This window comes from Sphingomonas sp. ABOLE (assembly GCF_003950455.1).
GTDB lineage: Bacteria > Pseudomonadota > Alphaproteobacteria > Sphingomonadales > Sphingomonadaceae > Sphingomonas > Sphingomonas trueperi.
The window spans coordinates 1-15,275 of the sequence record NZ_QQWY01000029.1 but is presented as its reverse complement, the minus strand read 5'-3'; the positions used below and the strand labels follow the sequence as shown (position 1 = coordinate 15,275).

The following is a 15,275-nucleotide window of genomic DNA, read 5'->3' as shown; positions in this document are numbered from 1 at the left end:
CCGATTGGAGCGGACAAGATGACCTTCGAGTGGCCGGCGCACGGACTCAAGCTGCAGACCCGGATCGAGACGCGCGCGGCGACGATCGGCGTGATCGGCATGGGCTATGTCGGCCTGCCGCTGGCGGTGGCGTTCGGCGAGGCGGGCTGCTCGGTGCTCGGCTTCGATCTCGACCCCGACAAGGTCGTCGCACTCAATCGCGGCGACAGCTATATCAAGCACATCCCCGGCGGCCGCATTGCCCCCCTCGTGGCCGAGCAACGCCTCGCCGCTACCGCCGATCTCGATCGGCTGGGCGAAGTCGACGTGCTGCTGATCTGCGTACCGACGCCGCTCACCCGGCATCTCGAGCCTGACCTGAAATATGTCGAGCACACCACCCGCGCGATCGCCCATACACTGCGCAAGGGCCAGCTGGTGATCCTCGAATCGACGACCTATCCCGGCACCACCCGCGAGGTGATGCAGCCGATCCTCGAGGAGGACGGACTGCTCGCCGGCAAGGACTTCTTCCTCGCCTATTCGCCCGAGCGCGAGGATCCCGGCAACCCGACCTTCTCGACCACCAAGATCCCAAAAGTCGTCGGCGCCGACGATCCTGCCTCGGCGGGACTGGCAATGGCGCTCTACCGCCACATCGTGCCGCAGGCGATTCAGGTCTCCTCGGCGGCGACGGCGGAAGCGGTGAAGATCACCGAGAATGTGTTCCGCGCGGTCAACATCGCGCTGGTCAACGAGCTCAAGCTGATCTTCACCGCGATGGACATCGACGTGTGGGAAGTGATCGACGCGGCCAAGTCCAAGCCGTTCGGCTTCATGCCCTTCTACCCCGGCCCGGGCCTGGGGGGACACTGCATTCCGATCGACCCCTTCTATCTCACCTGGAAGGCCCGCGAGTACAACCAGCATACCCGCTTCATCGAGCTCGCCGGCCAGATCAACGCCGGCATGCCGCAGCACGTGATCCGCGTGCTGGCGGATACGCTCGATGCCCGCTTTGGCCGGGGCCTGCGGGGCGCGCGCGTGCTGGTGCTGGGGGTGGCCTACAAGAAGAATGTCGACGACATCCGCGAGAGCCCGTCGCTCCGGCTGATGGAGTTGATTGAAGCCCGCGGCGCGACGGCCGATTTCCACGATCCGCACGTCGCCCAGATCAACGGCACCCGCGAGCACCCGACGCTCAACTACCGCTATGGCGTGGCATGGGACGAAACCGCGATCGCCGACTATGACGCGGTGCTGATCGCCACCGATCACGACGCGCTCGATTATGCGGCGCTGGCCGCCTCGGCGAAGCTGGTAATCGACACCCGCAACGCCTGCGGCAAGGCGGGCGTCACAGGCGAGAACATCGCACGCGCCTGAGGCGGTGCGCCGGACTGCCCGGCGCACCGCCCGGTGGGCTCAGCCCAGCGCCTTCTGCGCGAAGGCACGCACCGCCGGCTCGAGGTCCGGTCGCGACAGTGCCACGGCGAGGTTGGCCTGGATGAAACCGGCCTTGTCGCCGCAATCATAGCGCGTGCCCTGGAAGGTCACGCCGTGGAAGGGCTGGTCGCCGATCATCCTCTGCATCGCATCGGTCAGCTGGATCTCGCCGCCGGCGCCCTTGCCCTGATTCTCCAGGATGCGCATCACTTCGGGCTGCAGGATATAGCGACCGATCACCGACAGGTTCGACGGTGCGGTGCCCGGTGCCGGCTTCTCGACCAGGCCCTTGACCTCGGTCAGCACGCCGTCCCGGCTGCCCGGCGTGATGATGCCGTAGCGGTGGGTCTGGTCGTCCGGCACTTCCTCGGCGCAGATAAGATTGCCGCCGACCTTGTTATAGGCATCGACCATCTGCTTCAGGCAGCCGGGCTGGCCAAACATGAAGTCATCGGGCAGCAGCACCGCGAAGGGCTCGTCGCCGACGATGTCGCGGGCGCACCACACGGCATGGCCGAGGCCCATCGGCTCCTGCTGGCGGACATAGGCGATGTTGCCCGGCTTCAGACGGGTGCCTTCCAGCACCTCGAGCGACTTGCCGCGCGCGGCCATCGTCGCTTCCAGCTCATAGGCGATGTCGAAATGGTCCTCGAGCGCGGACTTGCCGCGGCCGGTGACGAAGATCATCTGCTCGATACCGGCTTCCACGGCCTCGTCGACGGCGTACTGGATCAGCGGACGGTCGACGACCGGCAGCATCTCCTTCGGCATCGCCTTGGTGGCGGGCAGGAACCGGGTACCGAGACCCGCAACCGGGAACACGGCCTTACGCAGCGGCTTGATCGTCATAACCCCCCTCGTGGTTAATTTTGGGTGCAGTGCGGCATAACCTTATACCGCGCGGGTGGCAAACGCGCGGGATCCGTAATGGTTCGGTGAGGCATCTACGCTAGTTGGTGAAAATGGCACAGGTTCGCAAAAAGCTGTTCGTCGTCTTCGGCACACGCCCCGAAGCCATCAAGCTGTTTCCGGTAATTCGCGCGTTGCAGGCATCGCCGGATTTAGAGGTCGTCACCTGCGTGACGGCGCAGCATCGCGGCCTGCTCGACCAGGTACTGACGATTGCCGGGATCACGCCGGATATCGACCTCGACCTGATGACCCCCGGCCAGTCGCTCGATGCGCTGACGGTGCGGCTGCTGACAGGCATCGGCGGGGCGCTCGATTTGGTGCGGCCCGATCGGGTGATCGTGCAGGGCGACACCGCCACCGCGATGGTGGGCGCGCTGGCAGCCTATTATCGCAAGATCCCCGTCAGCCATGTCGAGGCGGGGCTGCGCTCGGGCGACATCTACCAGCCCTGGCCGGAGGAGGTGAACCGCCGGATCGTAGCGCCGATCGCCGACCAGCATTTTGCCCCCACCGAAACCGCCGCCAACGCGCTGCGCGACGAGAATGTGCCCGCTGCCACCATCCACGTTACCGGCAACACGGTGATCGACGCACTTCTGACCACGCGCGAAAGGATTGAGGCCGAGCCCGAAATGGCTGCCGGACTCGACCCGATCGCGGCCCGCTTCACGGGCAAGCGCATCGTACTTGTCACGACCCATCGCCGCGAGAATTTCGGCGAGGGCATGGCCGCGATCGCCGACGCTCTTCGCCGCATTGCAGCACGATCGGATGTCGCGATCCTTTTCCCGGTGCATCCCAACCCGAACGTCGTTGCGGTGATGGATGCAGCGCTCGGCGAACAGCCCAACATCGCGCGGATCGACCCGCTCGATTACCCCAATTTCATCCGCGCGCTGGGCATGGCCGATCTCGTGCTCAGCGATTCGGGCGGGGTGCAGGAGGAGGCGCCCGCGCTCGGCAAGCCGGTGCTGGTGATGCGCGAGACCACCGAGCGCCCCGAAGGCATCACAGCCGGCACCGCAAGGCTTGTGGGCACCGATGCCGATCGCATCGTCAAGGAAGTCTGCCGCCTGCTCGACGATCCCCAGGCCCATGCCGCCATGGCACGCGCGCACAATCCATTCGGCGACGGCCATGCCGCCGCGCGGATTGCCGACATCATCCGCGCCGGCTTTCGTGTCGGCTGAGCCGTCTTCCGATATTTTAACGCCTCTCTGCCAAGGTCGCCGCTCCTGATTTCGCGCGGAGTTTGCGATGCTTGTCACCAATGAGCCGAAGGTCGCAGTGCTCGGCCTCGGCTATATCGGGCTCCCCACCGCGGCGGTGATCGCGCGGACCGGCGCCCAGGTGCTCGGCATCGATGTCGACGCGCACGTGGTCGAGACGGTGAACTCGGGCCGGGTGCATATCGAGGAGATCGATCTCGACGGCCTTGTCTCGGGCGTGGTCGCACGCGGCAATCTCCGGGCGGCACTCGCGATCGAGCCTTCGGACGTCTTCGTCATCGCCGTGCCGACGCCGTTCGGCGCTAACCACGCGCCCGACATCGGCTATGTCCTGCAGGCGGCGACCACCATCGCCACGGTGCTCAAGGCCGGCGGCGTCGTCATCCTCGAATCCACCTCGCCGGTCGGCACCACCGAGAAGGTTGCCGAGTTGCTCGCCCAACTGCGTCCCGACCTCAAGGTGCCCGGGCACTGCAGCGGCAGCGCGGACATCGCCATCGCCTATTGCCCCGAGCGGGTGCTGCCCGGCCGCATCCTCGTCGAACTGATCGAGAATGACCGAGTGATCGGCGGCATCACGCCCCGCTGCGCGCGCAAGGCGTTGCACTTCTACCGCCGCTTCGTGCGCGGTGCGTGCGTCACCACCACCGCACGCGCGGCGGAGATGACCAAGCTGACCGAAAATGCGTTCCGCGACGTCAACATCGCCTTCGCCAACGAGCTTTCGATCCTGGCCGAGGGCATGGACGTCGACGTGTGGGAGGTGATCCGCCTCGCCAATCGCCACCCGCGCGTCAATATCCTCTCGCCAGGCCCCGGCGTGGGCGGTCACTGCATCGCGGTGGATCCCTGGTTCCTTGTCCACTCTAACCCCGCGCAGAGCCCGCTGATCCGCACCGCTCGCGAAGTGAACGACGGCAAGGTCGCGCACAGCATCGCGCGCGCCGAGGCGCTGATCGCCCGGCTGCCGGGCGCGCCGATCGCCTGCCTGGGCCTCGCCTTCAAGGCGAATATCGACGATTTCCGCGAGAGCCCCGCGCTCAAGGTCGCGCAGGCGATCGCCGAGCGACACGGCCCCCGCGTCCGCATCGTCGAACCCTATGCCCACGCGCTCCCCCCTGCCCTTGCCGCCGCGGGCGCGACGCTGACCGACATCGACAGCGCGATCGAAAGCTGCCCGATCTTCATCGTGCTGGTCGACCATGACCTGTTCAAGTCGGTGCCGCTCGACGAGCGCGCGGGCAAGCTGGTCTACGACACGCGCGGCATCTGGCCGGACCAGCCCGCGCCGGAGAGCATCGCAGCCGGCCTGCGCCTCGCCGGGTGAACCGGCTCACCGCACTGTTCCGCCGCGCCGAGCCGCCGGCCTATGCGCTGCCGGCGGACACCCGCGCCTATGCGATCGGCGACGTCCATGGCCGGCGCGACTTGCTCGAGGAACTGCTCGCCCGGATCGACGCGGAGCGGGCGGCCGATCCCCGCCCCTGCGAGCACCTGGTGCTGCTCGGCGACCTGATCGATCGCGGCCCGGACTCGCGCGGCGTGCTCGATCTGCTGCTCGAACGACAAGCCGCAGACCCGAGCATGACGATCCTCGGCGGCAATCACGAAGCCATGCTCGTCGCAATGCTCGACGGCAATCTGCGCGATCTCGAAAGCTGGCTGCACTTCGGCGGCGAGGAATGCGCGGTCAGCTATGAGCTCGACCCGATCGCGCTGCTCGCCGACCCGGCAGGTGCGCCCGCACTGCTTCGCGCTGCGATTCCCGAGGCGCACGTCGCGCTGCTCCGTGCGCTGCCCGACTTGCTTCGAGTCGGCGATGTGCTTTTCGTCCATGCTGGCATTCGCCCCGGTGTCGCGCTGGACGCGCAGGACCCGCAGGACCTGCGCTGGATCCGCACCCCGTTCCTCCGCAGCACCGCCGATCACGGCGTGCTTGTCGTCCATGGCCACACCGTCGTCGGCGAACCCGACATCCATCCCAACCGAATCGCGATCGATACCGGGGCCAGCGCCACCGGCCGCCTTACGGCGCTGTGCCTCGACGGCGCAGACCGCCGCTTCCTCGCCACCGGCGCCTGATCCGAGCCGGACGTCTGCGCCAAGCCGTCATCCCGGCGAAAGCCGGGATGACGGACGGGGCGGAATGCGATTTCACCCTCCCGAAGCCCTTCGGTGCACACGAAAAAGCCCGCGAGAGTCGCTCGCGGGCTTTTCAAACCTTAGCAATCGGAAGCTGCTTACTGGGCGGGGGCTTCGCCTGCACCCTGCGGCATGCCGCCCTGCTGCTGCATCATCATCTGGCGGATGACCGCGGCAGGCACCAGTTCCTGCATGGTGACGTCGAAGATCAGCACCTGGTCGGACAGTTCGTTCTGCTGGCCGCCCTCGGCGCCATAGCCCAGCTTCGGCGGGAGCCAGAAGCGGTAATGGGCGCCCTTCTTCATCAGCTTCACGCCTTCGGTGAAGCCCGGGATCATCGGCTGGCCGATCTGAAAGCGCATCGGCGTCTTCGGCTGGAATTCCTTGCCGCTGCGCAGAACGCCGCGAATCTCGGTGACGACACCGTCCTGCTCGGCAGGATTCGCGCCGCTTCCGGCCTCGATCACCTGATACTGGAGACCCGACGGAGTGGTCTGGATGCCCGACTGGTTCTTGTGCCACGCCATGAACGCGTCGGCATCGAGATGCGACGCGGCGGGCGTGCGCGTGCCGGTCCAGGCAAGCGCAGCGGCGATGGCAGCCGCTGCCAGCACCCCCAACCAGATCCAGAGCTTGTAGCTGCCCTTGACGGGCTGGAGCGGAACGGCGGTCACCGACATGATCGGACTCCGGCGGGGAAGGCATCCCCGTTTATGTAGGAAACAGAAACGACGGCGCGCGCTGATTCAACGCGCGCCGGTCAGGCCTCAACGGGCGCTGTCGCGCTCCATGCGCTTGCGCTCCAGCTTGCGGGCGCGACGCACGGCGGCGGCACGCTCGCGCGCACGCTTCTCGCTCGGCTTCTCGTAGTGACGGCGCAGCTTCATCTCGCGATAGACGCCTTCACGCTGCAGCTTCTTCTTGAGCGCCCGCAGCGCCTGGTCGACGTTGTTGTCGCGAACGATGATTTGCATAAAGTCGTACAGCTCCGATCAAACTCAATAGCAATGGGCCGCCGAAACCATAGGTGCGGCGTCGAACGGGCCTCCTATCAGCGCCCATTCGATTCTTCAAGCAAAAGCGTGCGCGGCGCAGCAGCTTCCGTAGATTAGCGGGCCCGCTGCGCGCCAACCCGGATTACAGCAGATTGCAGTGCTGCAACCCGGTCGATAGAATCGGGTCCCAATACCCACTTCATGATGCAGTCAGCCCCCGCATTGGACCTAGAGACCCGCCTCCTGATCGTCGACGATGATCCCGGTATCCGCGAGCTCACCGCCGCCTTCCTGGCCCAGCATGGCTATGTCGTCGACACGGCCGAGGATGCGACCACGATGCGCGCGGCGATCGCCGCCAACAGCTATGCGCTGGTCGTGCTCGACCTGATGATGCCCGGCGAGGATGGTCTGTCCATTCTGCGCACGATGGACCGCCAGGCCGGCCCGGCGGTGATTCTCCATTCGGTGCTCAGCGAAGACATCGATCGGATCGTCGGCCTCGAGATGGGCGCGGACGATTATATTGCCAAGCCGGCCAACCCGCGCGAGCTGCTGGCGCGGATCCGCTCGGTACTGCGCCGGGCCGTCACCGCGCCGACTGCGACGGGTACGCTGGAGCGCAGCTATCTGCGCTTCGCCGGGTGGCGGCTCGATCCGGTGGGGCGGCAACTCTATGATCCCGAAGGCGTGCTGATCAACCTGTCGGACGGCGAGTTCCGCCTGCTGCTCGCCCTGGTAGAGCGGCCGCGCCGGGTGCTCACCCGCGACGCGCTGCTCGATTATTCGCGCGGCGCCCATGCCGAGCATTTCGATCGGGCGATCGACGTGCAGATGAGCCGGCTGCGCAAGAAACTCGCCCGCTCGGACGCGGACGAGTTGATCCGCACCATCCGTAACGAAGGCTATATGTTCATCGCCGAGGTCACCACCAAGTGATCGGACGCCCGGCGTCGATCGTGGTGCCGATGATGCTGTTCGCCATCACCTCGGCGGCGGTGGTGATGCTGGTCCAGTTCGCGGTGGTGTTTCACGGCCCGCCTCCCGGCTTCGGGCCGATCCCGATTGCCCGGGTCGCCGATGCGCTGCGCACCGGCCGCGCGCCCGTACGCATCCATGGCGAGGCGATCCACCTTTACTACGCCGACAACGAGCGTTTCGGCCGCACCGAAGAGCGCGCCTTTCCCGAGCGAGATCAGGCGATCGCCGCGCTGATCCCGGCCCCGGCGGGCAGCGTGCGCGGCTATTATGAATGGCCGACCAGCGATCCTGACCAGGACATCCATGGTAGCTTCACGATCGGGCGCCGCACCGATAGGGGCTGGCTGGTCGCCTCCGTCAGCCGCGCGCCGACGCTCGGCCGTTGGCGAGTCGCGATCCTGCAATGGATGCTGCTGACGCTGGTGATCCTGTCGCTGCTCGCCTGGGCGGCGGCGCGGCGGATCTCGCGCCCGATCCGGCGTCTGGCCGAAGCGGCGAAACGTGCCCGGCTCGGCGCCCCCGAGGCGATTCCGCTCGACGGACCGCGCGAGATCCGCGAACTCGGCCGCGCGATGGAGGCGATGCAGGTCCGCATCCTCCAGCAGGCCGAAAATCGCACCGTGATGCTGGCGGCGATGGCACACGACCTGGGCACGCCGCTCTCCCGCCTCGCCTTCTGGATCGAGCAACTGCCCGAAGCGGCCCGCGAACGCGCCGTCGCCGATATCGGCGAGATGCGCGCAATGCTCGCCGCGACGCTGCGCTTCACCCGCGACGACCGCACGCACGGCGAGATGGTGCGGCTCGACCTCGGCTCGCTGATCGACAGCCTTGCCGACGATCTCGCCGCGGCGGGTACGAACGTAACGGTGGAACCCGGCCCGCGCATGGTGCTGATCGGCGATGCGCAGGCCCTGCGGCGGCTGTTCGGCAATCTGATCGAGAATGCGATTCGCTACGGCCATGCCGCTCGAATCAGCTGGAGCGTTCGGAATGGGCATGGCGAGATCCATGTCGACGACGAAGGGCCCGGCTTCGATCTTTCGCGCGCCGAGAATCTTTTCGCGCCGTTCGTCCGCGGCGAAAGCTCGCGCAACCGCGCGACGGGGGGCACGGGCCTGGGCCTCGCCATCGTGCGCTCCATCGTCGAGTTGCACGGGGGCGAGGTGATGCTGGCCAACCGGCCCAGCGGCACGGGCGGCCGGGTGCGGGTACGGCTGCCGCTCGCAACCTGACGCAACACCTCGTTACGCTCCGACATCGCCCGGCGACGTTCCTGCGCCAGGGTTCGTGCAAGCCGCAGCCCCAACGGCGGCTCCGCATCGCGCGTACGGCTTTCCGCGCGATCGCATCTCCGCTCGCCGAGCGGCGTGCCGCCCCCTGTGCGCGCCTTTCCGGCGGGCGGAGCTTTGCTATACAGGCGGGCGATGGCCGATATATCCGATGCTCCGCTCGACCGCGGCACCCGTCTTCGCTCGATCCTCGGCGGATCGGCGGGCAACCTCGTCGAATGGTATGACTGGTATGCCTATGCGGCGCTCGCCAGCTATCTCGCCCCGCATTTCTTCGCGCCCGGCACCGCGCAAGACCTGAACGCCTGGATCGTCTTCGCGATCGGCTTCTTCATGCGGCCGATCGGCGGCTGGCTGATGGGCGTCTATGGTGACCGGCACGGCCGCAAGGCGGGGCTGAGCCTGTCGGTGACGCTGATGTGCGCGGGTTCGCTGCTGATCGCGGCGACGCCCAGCTACAGCGCGATCGGCTGGCCCGCCACCGCGGCCCTGGTGCTCGCGCGGCTGCTGCAGGGCCTGTCGCTCGGCGGCGAATATGGCGCGAGCGCGACCTATCTGTCGGAGATGGCCGGGCGGCGGCACCGCGGCTTCTTTTCCAGCTTCCAATATGTCACGCTGATCTCGGGCCAGCTCACCGCGCTGGTGGCGCTGCTCGCGCTGCAGGCGGTGCTGCCCGAGGAGAGCCTGCGCGCATGGGGCTGGCGCCTGCCCTTCGCGCTGGGCGGCGTGCTCGCGCTGCTGGTCTATTGGCTGCGCCGCCGCCTCGCCGAGACCGAGAGCTTCGCCAAGCGCGACCGCAAGGCGGCCTCGGGCGCGTTCGCGCTCTTTCGTCAGCACCCGCGCGAGGCGATGCTGGTGCTGCTGCTCACCGCCGGCGGCACCCTCGCCTTCTACGCCTACACCATCTACCCGATCACCTTCCTTAAGAAGACCGCCGGTTTCTCCGATGCCGCGGCCACGCAGGTGAATGCGGCGGCGCTGTTCGTGTTCATGCTGGTCCAGCCGCTGGCGGGCGCGCTGTCCGACCGGATCGGCCGCAAGCCGCTGATGATCGGGTTCGGGGTGCTGGGGGTGTGCTTCACCTACCCGATCTTCGTCGCGATGGAAGGCGTGCGCGACGGCGTCTCGGCCTTCTGGCTGATGACCGCCGCGCTGCTGATCGTCACCGGCTACACCGCGATCAACGCGGTGGTGAAGGCCGAGCTGTTCCCCGCGCATATCCGCACCCTCGGCGTCGCGCTGCCCTATGCGATGGCTAACGCCATCTTCGGCGGCACGGCGCCGTCGGTTGCGCTGTGGTTCAAACAGGAAGGCTGGGAGCGCGGCTTCTATTGGTACGTCACCGCGATGATCGGCATTTCGCTGATAACCTATGCGACGATGCGCGACACTGCCCGCAACAGCCGTATCGCGGAGGACTGAGGATCAGGCGAGGATCGCCCCGCCCCGCTTGGCGAGCACCCGGCCGATCGCATCGAACAGCGCGTCCATCGCCACCGGCTTGAACAGCACGTCGTCGGCGCCGGTCGCCAGGCAGCGCTCGCGCAGGTCGAGCGCGGTGTCGGCGGTGACGACGATGATCGGCAGGTCGGCCTTGGCATCGGGACGCGCGCGGATCTGGCGAATCGTCTCGAACCCGTCGGTGCCGGGCATGCGCAGATCCACCAGGATAATGTCGAAGGTCTCGTCGTCGATCCGGGCGAGGCCTTCCTCGGCCCAGGCGGCCTCGGCCATCGTCGCCCCGGCCACATCGAGCATGTCCTTCACGACGCGCCGATTCATCGGATCGTCCTCGATGAACAGGATGTTCATCGACACTGGCCCTTCTGGGCAGAAACCGGCGTTCTGGCCACGTTGTGCATGTCTCGGTGTATTATCGCCCTAAGCCGCCTGCGAGACAAGCGGGTCTTTCCCCAGTCTGTTCTTTTTCCGCGCGGACGCGGGCAGTGCCGCTGCTACCAATTCCGTTCCAGCGACCGGCTTTTCTATCACCTGTGTTAGGCCGGCGTCCAGAAATTGCGAACGTTGTTCGGCGTTCTTGCCGCTCCAAAGCAAGGTCGCGCATAGATTGGACTGTATCCTGCATAGGATAGCGATCCGCTCCACCAGATCTTGCGTTGGGGTGGCGAGTGCCGCTTCGTCAATGACCAGCGCGTCGAACTGCTCCAATTCGAGTAGCTGCAGGGCCTCATCGCGATCCCTGGCGAATCGCACGCGGTCGACTTCGGCTTCGAACAGGGTCCGCAGCATCGCCCGGGTGATCGGATTGCGCTCGAGAATCAGCACGCCGGTGCCCGCTTCGCCCGCGCCGGGAAGCGTCGCCGGTGGCTCGGCGCGCAGGAGCGGCAGGTCGAGCGTGAAGGTCGAGCCTTCGCCCGGCGTGCTCGCCACCAAGATCGCGCCGCCCAGCGCTTCGGCGAGGTTGCGACAGATGGTGAGGCCGAGGCCCGTTCCGCCATATTGGCGCGTGGTGCTGGAATCCGCCTGGCGGAAGCTCTCGAAGATTTCACCCAGCTTGTCGGCCGGGATGCCGATTCCCGTATCGGAAACGGAGATCCGCAAGCGTTCGCCGACATCGCCTTCGCCCTGCGCAACCTCTGCCGTGAGCCCGATGGCACCGGCCGCGGTAAATTTGAGCGCGTTCGACAGCAGGTTGAACAGCAACTGTCGCAGCCGGCTGGGGTCGCTGACGATCCAGCCGGGCGCGCCGTCCAACTGAACGTCGAACGCCAGCCCCTTGGCCTGCGCCGGATCGGTCCACAGCCGCGCGACTTCCTCGGCGAGCGTGCGGAAGTCCATCGGCACCGGGTCGACGCTGAGGTTGCCGCTTTCGATCTTGGCGACGTCGAGGATGTCGTCGACCAGCGCCCGCATCGTCAGCCCGGCGCCCTGCACCACTTCCAGCCGCTCGCGCACGTCGCCAGCGATGGCGTCGTCCGCGAGCATCACCTGGGTCATGCCGAGGATGCCGTTCAGCGGGGTGCGAATCTCATGGCTGGTGGTCGCCAGGAACTCGGTTTTGGCACGCAGCGCCTTTTCGAGCGCGGCATTGGTGGAGGCGAGCACGCGGTTCGCCGCACGCACCTGGTTGCGGCTACGCCGGATGGTAAACAGCCCGACGCTGAGCAGCAGGATGACGACCAGGGTGGCGAGCCCGAGCGAGAGGAACAGCACGCGCTGGAAATGCGCGGCCTTCTGCAATTGCTCGGTCTTGAGCCGCTGGATGGTGAGTTCCTGGTTCGCATAATCGAACCGGGCCGCCATCAGCGCGGCGCTGTTGGTGGTCGCCACCTTGGCCGCCTCGTCGCTCAGGCGCTTGAGCGCTTCGAGGTGCCGCAGCGCCAGCCGATCCTCGCCGAGCTTGCGGTAGATGAGATAGGCGAAGAAGTGCGGGATCCGGAAGTCCTGAGTGGTGGTGGCGAGATCGAGACCGGCGAAGGTCTGGCCGATCAGCGCCGCCGCTCTCGACGTATCCCCCTCGTCAAAGGCCAATTTCGCCGCCGTTGCGCTTAGCAGGCGCCGTAAGCCGGCAGCATCGCTTCCGGTCGCGAGCGTGAAGGCACGCGCGAGCGTCGCCTTGGCGGCTTGCAGATCGCGCGCTTCGACCTGGCTGCGCGCCAGGTTGTCGAGAATGCGCGCCTCGAGCATGGGCTTGCCGAGCTTGCGGGCCAGCGCGATCGCCGCGCCATATTCCGCGTCCGCCTCCTGATACCGCTCCAGCAGCAGCAGCACGTTGCCGCGGCGGTTGTGCAGCGTAAGCGAAAGCAGTGGGTCGCCGCTGTAAGCAAGGGCGGCCTGCCGATAATAGCGCTCGGCCCGGTTGTGATCGGACGCCGTTGCATATAGCGAGCCGATGCTCTGCAGCGCAATCGCCTGCCGTCTCGGCTCCCGCACGTCCTCGAACACGCGATAAGCGCGCTGGAAGGCGACGAGCGCATCGGCGGACTTGTCCTGCATCAGGAACAGATTGCCCAGCGCGATCTGCAGATCGCCCTTCAGCGCGACCGGAGCCTTGATCGTCGAGACGATGCGCGCGGCACTGTCCAGCGATCGCTTGGCTGGGCCGATCTGGTCGCTGCGGAGTTGCACCTCGGCACGCAGCCACAGTGCGGTCCCCCGCACCAGCGCCTGTTCTGCAGGATCCGCACTGCGGCCGGCCATCGCATCGATCTGCTGGATCAACGGGTTCGGATCTTCGGACTGGTCGACGATGCGGTTGCGGGCCTGCTCGACCAGCGCCGCGACATTCTTGGGTAATTGCTGCGCGTGCGCGGCGCCTCCGAGCGAGGCCACGAGCAGCAATCCAGCAAAAAGGATAGGCGAGTGGCGCAGAGCGCGACAGCTCACGCGCGCGTCCACGAACTTCCGGACCGGAGAAACACCGGGCGGCTCGCCATGGTCTCGGCCAGCTGGTCCTGCTCGCCGAGATAGGAACAGAGCGCCGGGAAGGGCACGGGGCGCGAGATCAGATAGCCCTGCACAAGGTCGCAGCCCATGACGCTGAGCAGCGCAAGCGCCGCCGGCGTCTCTACGCCCTCGGCGGTGACTTCCATCTCCAGCGCGTGCGCGAGATCGATCGTCGACCGCACGATCAGCGGGTCGCGATGGCTCGAGGTGAGCTGGGTGATGAACATCTTGTCGATCTTCAGCTCCTTGGCGGGGAGCTGCTTGAGATAGGCAAGCGAGGAGAGACCCGCGCCATAATCGTCGATCGCCAGCACCACGCCGTGATCGGCGAAGCGCTGCAGGTGGCGGATGGCGCTCTCCGGATCACGGATCACCGCCGTTTCGGTGATTTCGAAGCCGAGCTTCGCCGCCGGGTTGGCGGTGATGATCTCGCAGACCTCGTCGATGAACCCCGCATTGGCGAGCAGCATGCCCGAGATGTTGAGGAACAGCGGGATATCGTGCCCCAGCGCGGCAAGCCGGCGCTGGTCGGCGATGACCTGGCGCAGCGTCCACAGCGTGAGCGGGCCGATCAGCCCAGAGTCTTCCGCAGCCGCGATGAAATCGCCGGGCATGATCAGGCCACGATCGGGGTGCTGCCAGCGGATCAGCGCCTCGGCGCTCGAAACCTGTTGCTGGCGAACATTGATCTTGGGCTGGTAGTGGAGGAACAGCTCGCCCGCCGCGATCGCGCGCGGCAAATCGGCGATGAGCGTCAGGCGATCGACCGCGTGGTCGGCCAGCGAGAGATCGATCAGCTCGAAACCGCCAGCATCCCCCGCGCGCTCCAGCGCGATTTCGGCGACCTCGAGCAGCCGAAGCGTGTCGCCCTCCTCGACCCCGGCACATGCCGCACCGATCGCGAAATCCAGCCGGACTTCCGGCAGGGCATCGCGCTGATGCGCATCGAGGTCGTGGCGCAGCGACCGCAGGCGCATCGTAGCCTCTTCGCGATCCGCGGCAGCGACGTGGAATTCGATCAGGTCTCGGCCGACGCCGATCAGCTGGACGCTCGGGGCGAGGGCGACGATTCGGGCCGCCAGCGTCTCGGCGGCAAAGTGCAGACCATTTTTGCCGAGAATGCGGCGCGCTGTCTCGAAATTGGTCACGCGGCACAATGCCGACACGTTCAAGCCATGGCTCACCGAATGCCCTCCCGCCGCCTGCTCGGCCACACACCGATAAAGGACAGATTCGCGAAAAACTACTGGCTGATGCGCAAACCAGCCAAAAACCGGCATTTTTTACGACTGCATGCCGCCTGCCGCCCCCTGTCTGATCCCTGCGGACCCGCCCGGAATCGTCGGACGAGGAGGATTACGAAACACGTTTAAAGAAAAGGTAAACGAGAATTTGCACATATGCGCAAATCTCGCCCTCCGCAGAATCCCCGATTGCGGAAAAGTAAATTTTTCATTAACGAAATGACTTGCGCGGAACAGCGCAGAAATGGGAGCCAAAAAAATGAAGTTCTTCACCCTCTTCTTCCGTGATGGCGTCACTGGCACGGACATCCGCCCGCTCTGAATTCAACCATATGGAAGCCGGCGCCGCGAGGTAGCCAGCTGACATTAACCAGGAAAAAGGCCTGCCCCCGCAGGCCTTTTTCTTTTGCGGCCAACGGCCTGACGCAATTGCTGCACTGCAGTGGGTTGCGGTCGCGGCAGGTTCGGTTAAGAGCTTTGCCGGACCGCTGGAAACAGCACTTTCGGCACAGGGGAAAATCGTGCGCATTGCGATGATCGGCACGGGCTATGTGGGCCTGGTATCTGGAGCCTGCTTCTCGGACTTCGGCCACGAAGTCATCTGCGTGGACAAGGACGCGCGGAAAATCGAACTGCTCCACCAGAATG

The 15,275-nt window shown here is 66.3% G+C and carries 14 protein-coding genes; 8 read left to right on the top strand and 6 right to left on the bottom strand.

The annotated features are described in order from the left end of the window. The first annotated feature begins 18 nt into the window (after positions 1-18). Entirely contained in the window at positions 19-1,365 is a 1,347-nt protein-coding gene (locus tag CA234_RS16690) for a nucleotide sugar dehydrogenase (RefSeq protein ID WP_126002287.1), read from the top strand. 39 nt (positions 1,366-1,404) lie between these two features. Here CA234_RS16690 and galU read toward each other — a convergent pair whose 3' ends face one another. Then, positions 1,405-2,274, bottom strand: a complete 870-nt coding sequence (gene galU, locus CA234_RS16685) for a UTP--glucose-1-phosphate uridylyltransferase GalU (protein ID WP_125977218.1) — start codon at positions 2,272-2,274, stop codon at positions 1,405-1,407. A 113-nt stretch (positions 2,275-2,387) separates the two neighbouring features. On the opposite strand from galU, the gene wecB reads away from it, so the two are divergent. The 3 genes from wecB to CA234_RS16670 all read left to right on the top strand — a co-directional run bounded on the left by wecB (position 2,388) and on the right by CA234_RS16670 (position 5,648). Then, positions 2,388-3,527, top strand: coding sequence for a UDP-N-acetylglucosamine 2-epimerase (non-hydrolyzing) (wecB, locus tag CA234_RS16680; protein ID WP_126002286.1), 1,140 nt, complete (start codon positions 2,388-2,390; stop codon positions 3,525-3,527). A gap of 67 nt (positions 3,528-3,594) precedes the next feature. Further along, the gene (gene wecC, locus CA234_RS16675; protein ID WP_126002285.1) at positions 3,595-4,893 is read left to right on the top strand and encodes a UDP-N-acetyl-D-mannosamine dehydrogenase; all 1,299 of its coding nucleotides are present in this window, start codon (positions 3,595-3,597) and stop codon (positions 4,891-4,893) included. Then, positions 4,890-5,648, top strand: coding sequence for a metallophosphoesterase family protein (locus CA234_RS16670; protein ID WP_125977215.1), 759 nt, complete (start codon positions 4,890-4,892; stop codon positions 5,646-5,648). The genes wecC and CA234_RS16670 overlap by 4 nt, the downstream gene beginning before the upstream one ends. Positions 5,649-5,806: 158 nt before the next feature. Here CA234_RS16670 and CA234_RS16665 read toward each other — a convergent pair whose 3' ends face one another. Beyond that, positions 5,807-6,388, bottom strand: coding sequence for an FKBP-type peptidyl-prolyl cis-trans isomerase (locus CA234_RS16665; RefSeq protein ID WP_125977214.1), 582 nt, complete (start codon positions 6,386-6,388; stop codon positions 5,807-5,809). A gap of 87 nt (positions 6,389-6,475) precedes the next feature. Beyond that, entirely contained in the window at positions 6,476-6,682 is a 207-nt protein-coding gene (gene rpsU / locus CA234_RS16660; RefSeq protein ID WP_010545388.1) for a 30S ribosomal protein S21, read from the bottom strand. A 222-nt stretch (positions 6,683-6,904) separates the two neighbouring features. Between rpsU and CA234_RS16655 the strand changes: the two genes are divergently transcribed. From CA234_RS16655 to CA234_RS16645, 3 genes are all read left to right on the top strand, one after another. Further along, positions 6,905-7,642, top strand: coding sequence for a response regulator transcription factor (locus CA234_RS16655; RefSeq protein ID WP_125977213.1), 738 nt, complete (start codon positions 6,905-6,907; stop codon positions 7,640-7,642). After that, positions 7,639-8,919, top strand: a complete 1,281-nt coding sequence (locus CA234_RS16650) for an ATP-binding protein (protein WP_241213551.1) — start codon at positions 7,639-7,641, stop codon at positions 8,917-8,919. Before CA234_RS16655 ends, CA234_RS16650 begins: the two co-directional genes overlap by 4 nt. Before the next feature lie 192 nt (positions 8,920-9,111). Further along, positions 9,112-10,398, top strand: a complete 1,287-nt coding sequence (locus tag CA234_RS16645; RefSeq protein WP_125977212.1) for an MFS transporter — start codon at positions 9,112-9,114, stop codon at positions 10,396-10,398. A 3-nt stretch (positions 10,399-10,401) separates the two neighbouring features. On the opposite strand, the gene CA234_RS16640 is transcribed toward CA234_RS16645, so the two are convergent. The 3 genes from CA234_RS16640 to CA234_RS16630 form a co-directional block, all read right to left on the bottom strand. Next, entirely contained in the window at positions 10,402-10,788 is a 387-nt protein-coding gene (locus CA234_RS16640; RefSeq protein ID WP_125977211.1) for a response regulator, read from the bottom strand. Positions 10,789-10,857: 69 nt separating this feature from the next. After that, entirely contained in the window at positions 10,858-13,269 is a 2,412-nt protein-coding gene (locus tag CA234_RS16635; RefSeq protein ID WP_126002284.1) for an ATP-binding protein, read from the bottom strand. 50 nt (positions 13,270-13,319) lie between these two features. Further along, positions 13,320-14,567, bottom strand: coding sequence for an EAL domain-containing protein (locus CA234_RS16630; RefSeq protein WP_241213550.1), 1,248 nt, complete (start codon positions 14,565-14,567; stop codon positions 13,320-13,322). 581 nt (positions 14,568-15,148) lie between these two features. Here CA234_RS16630 and CA234_RS16625 point away from each other — a divergent pair. After that, a partial coding sequence (locus CA234_RS16625; protein WP_164521854.1) for a hypothetical protein occupies positions 15,149-15,275 on the top strand: 127 nt, incomplete at its 3' end.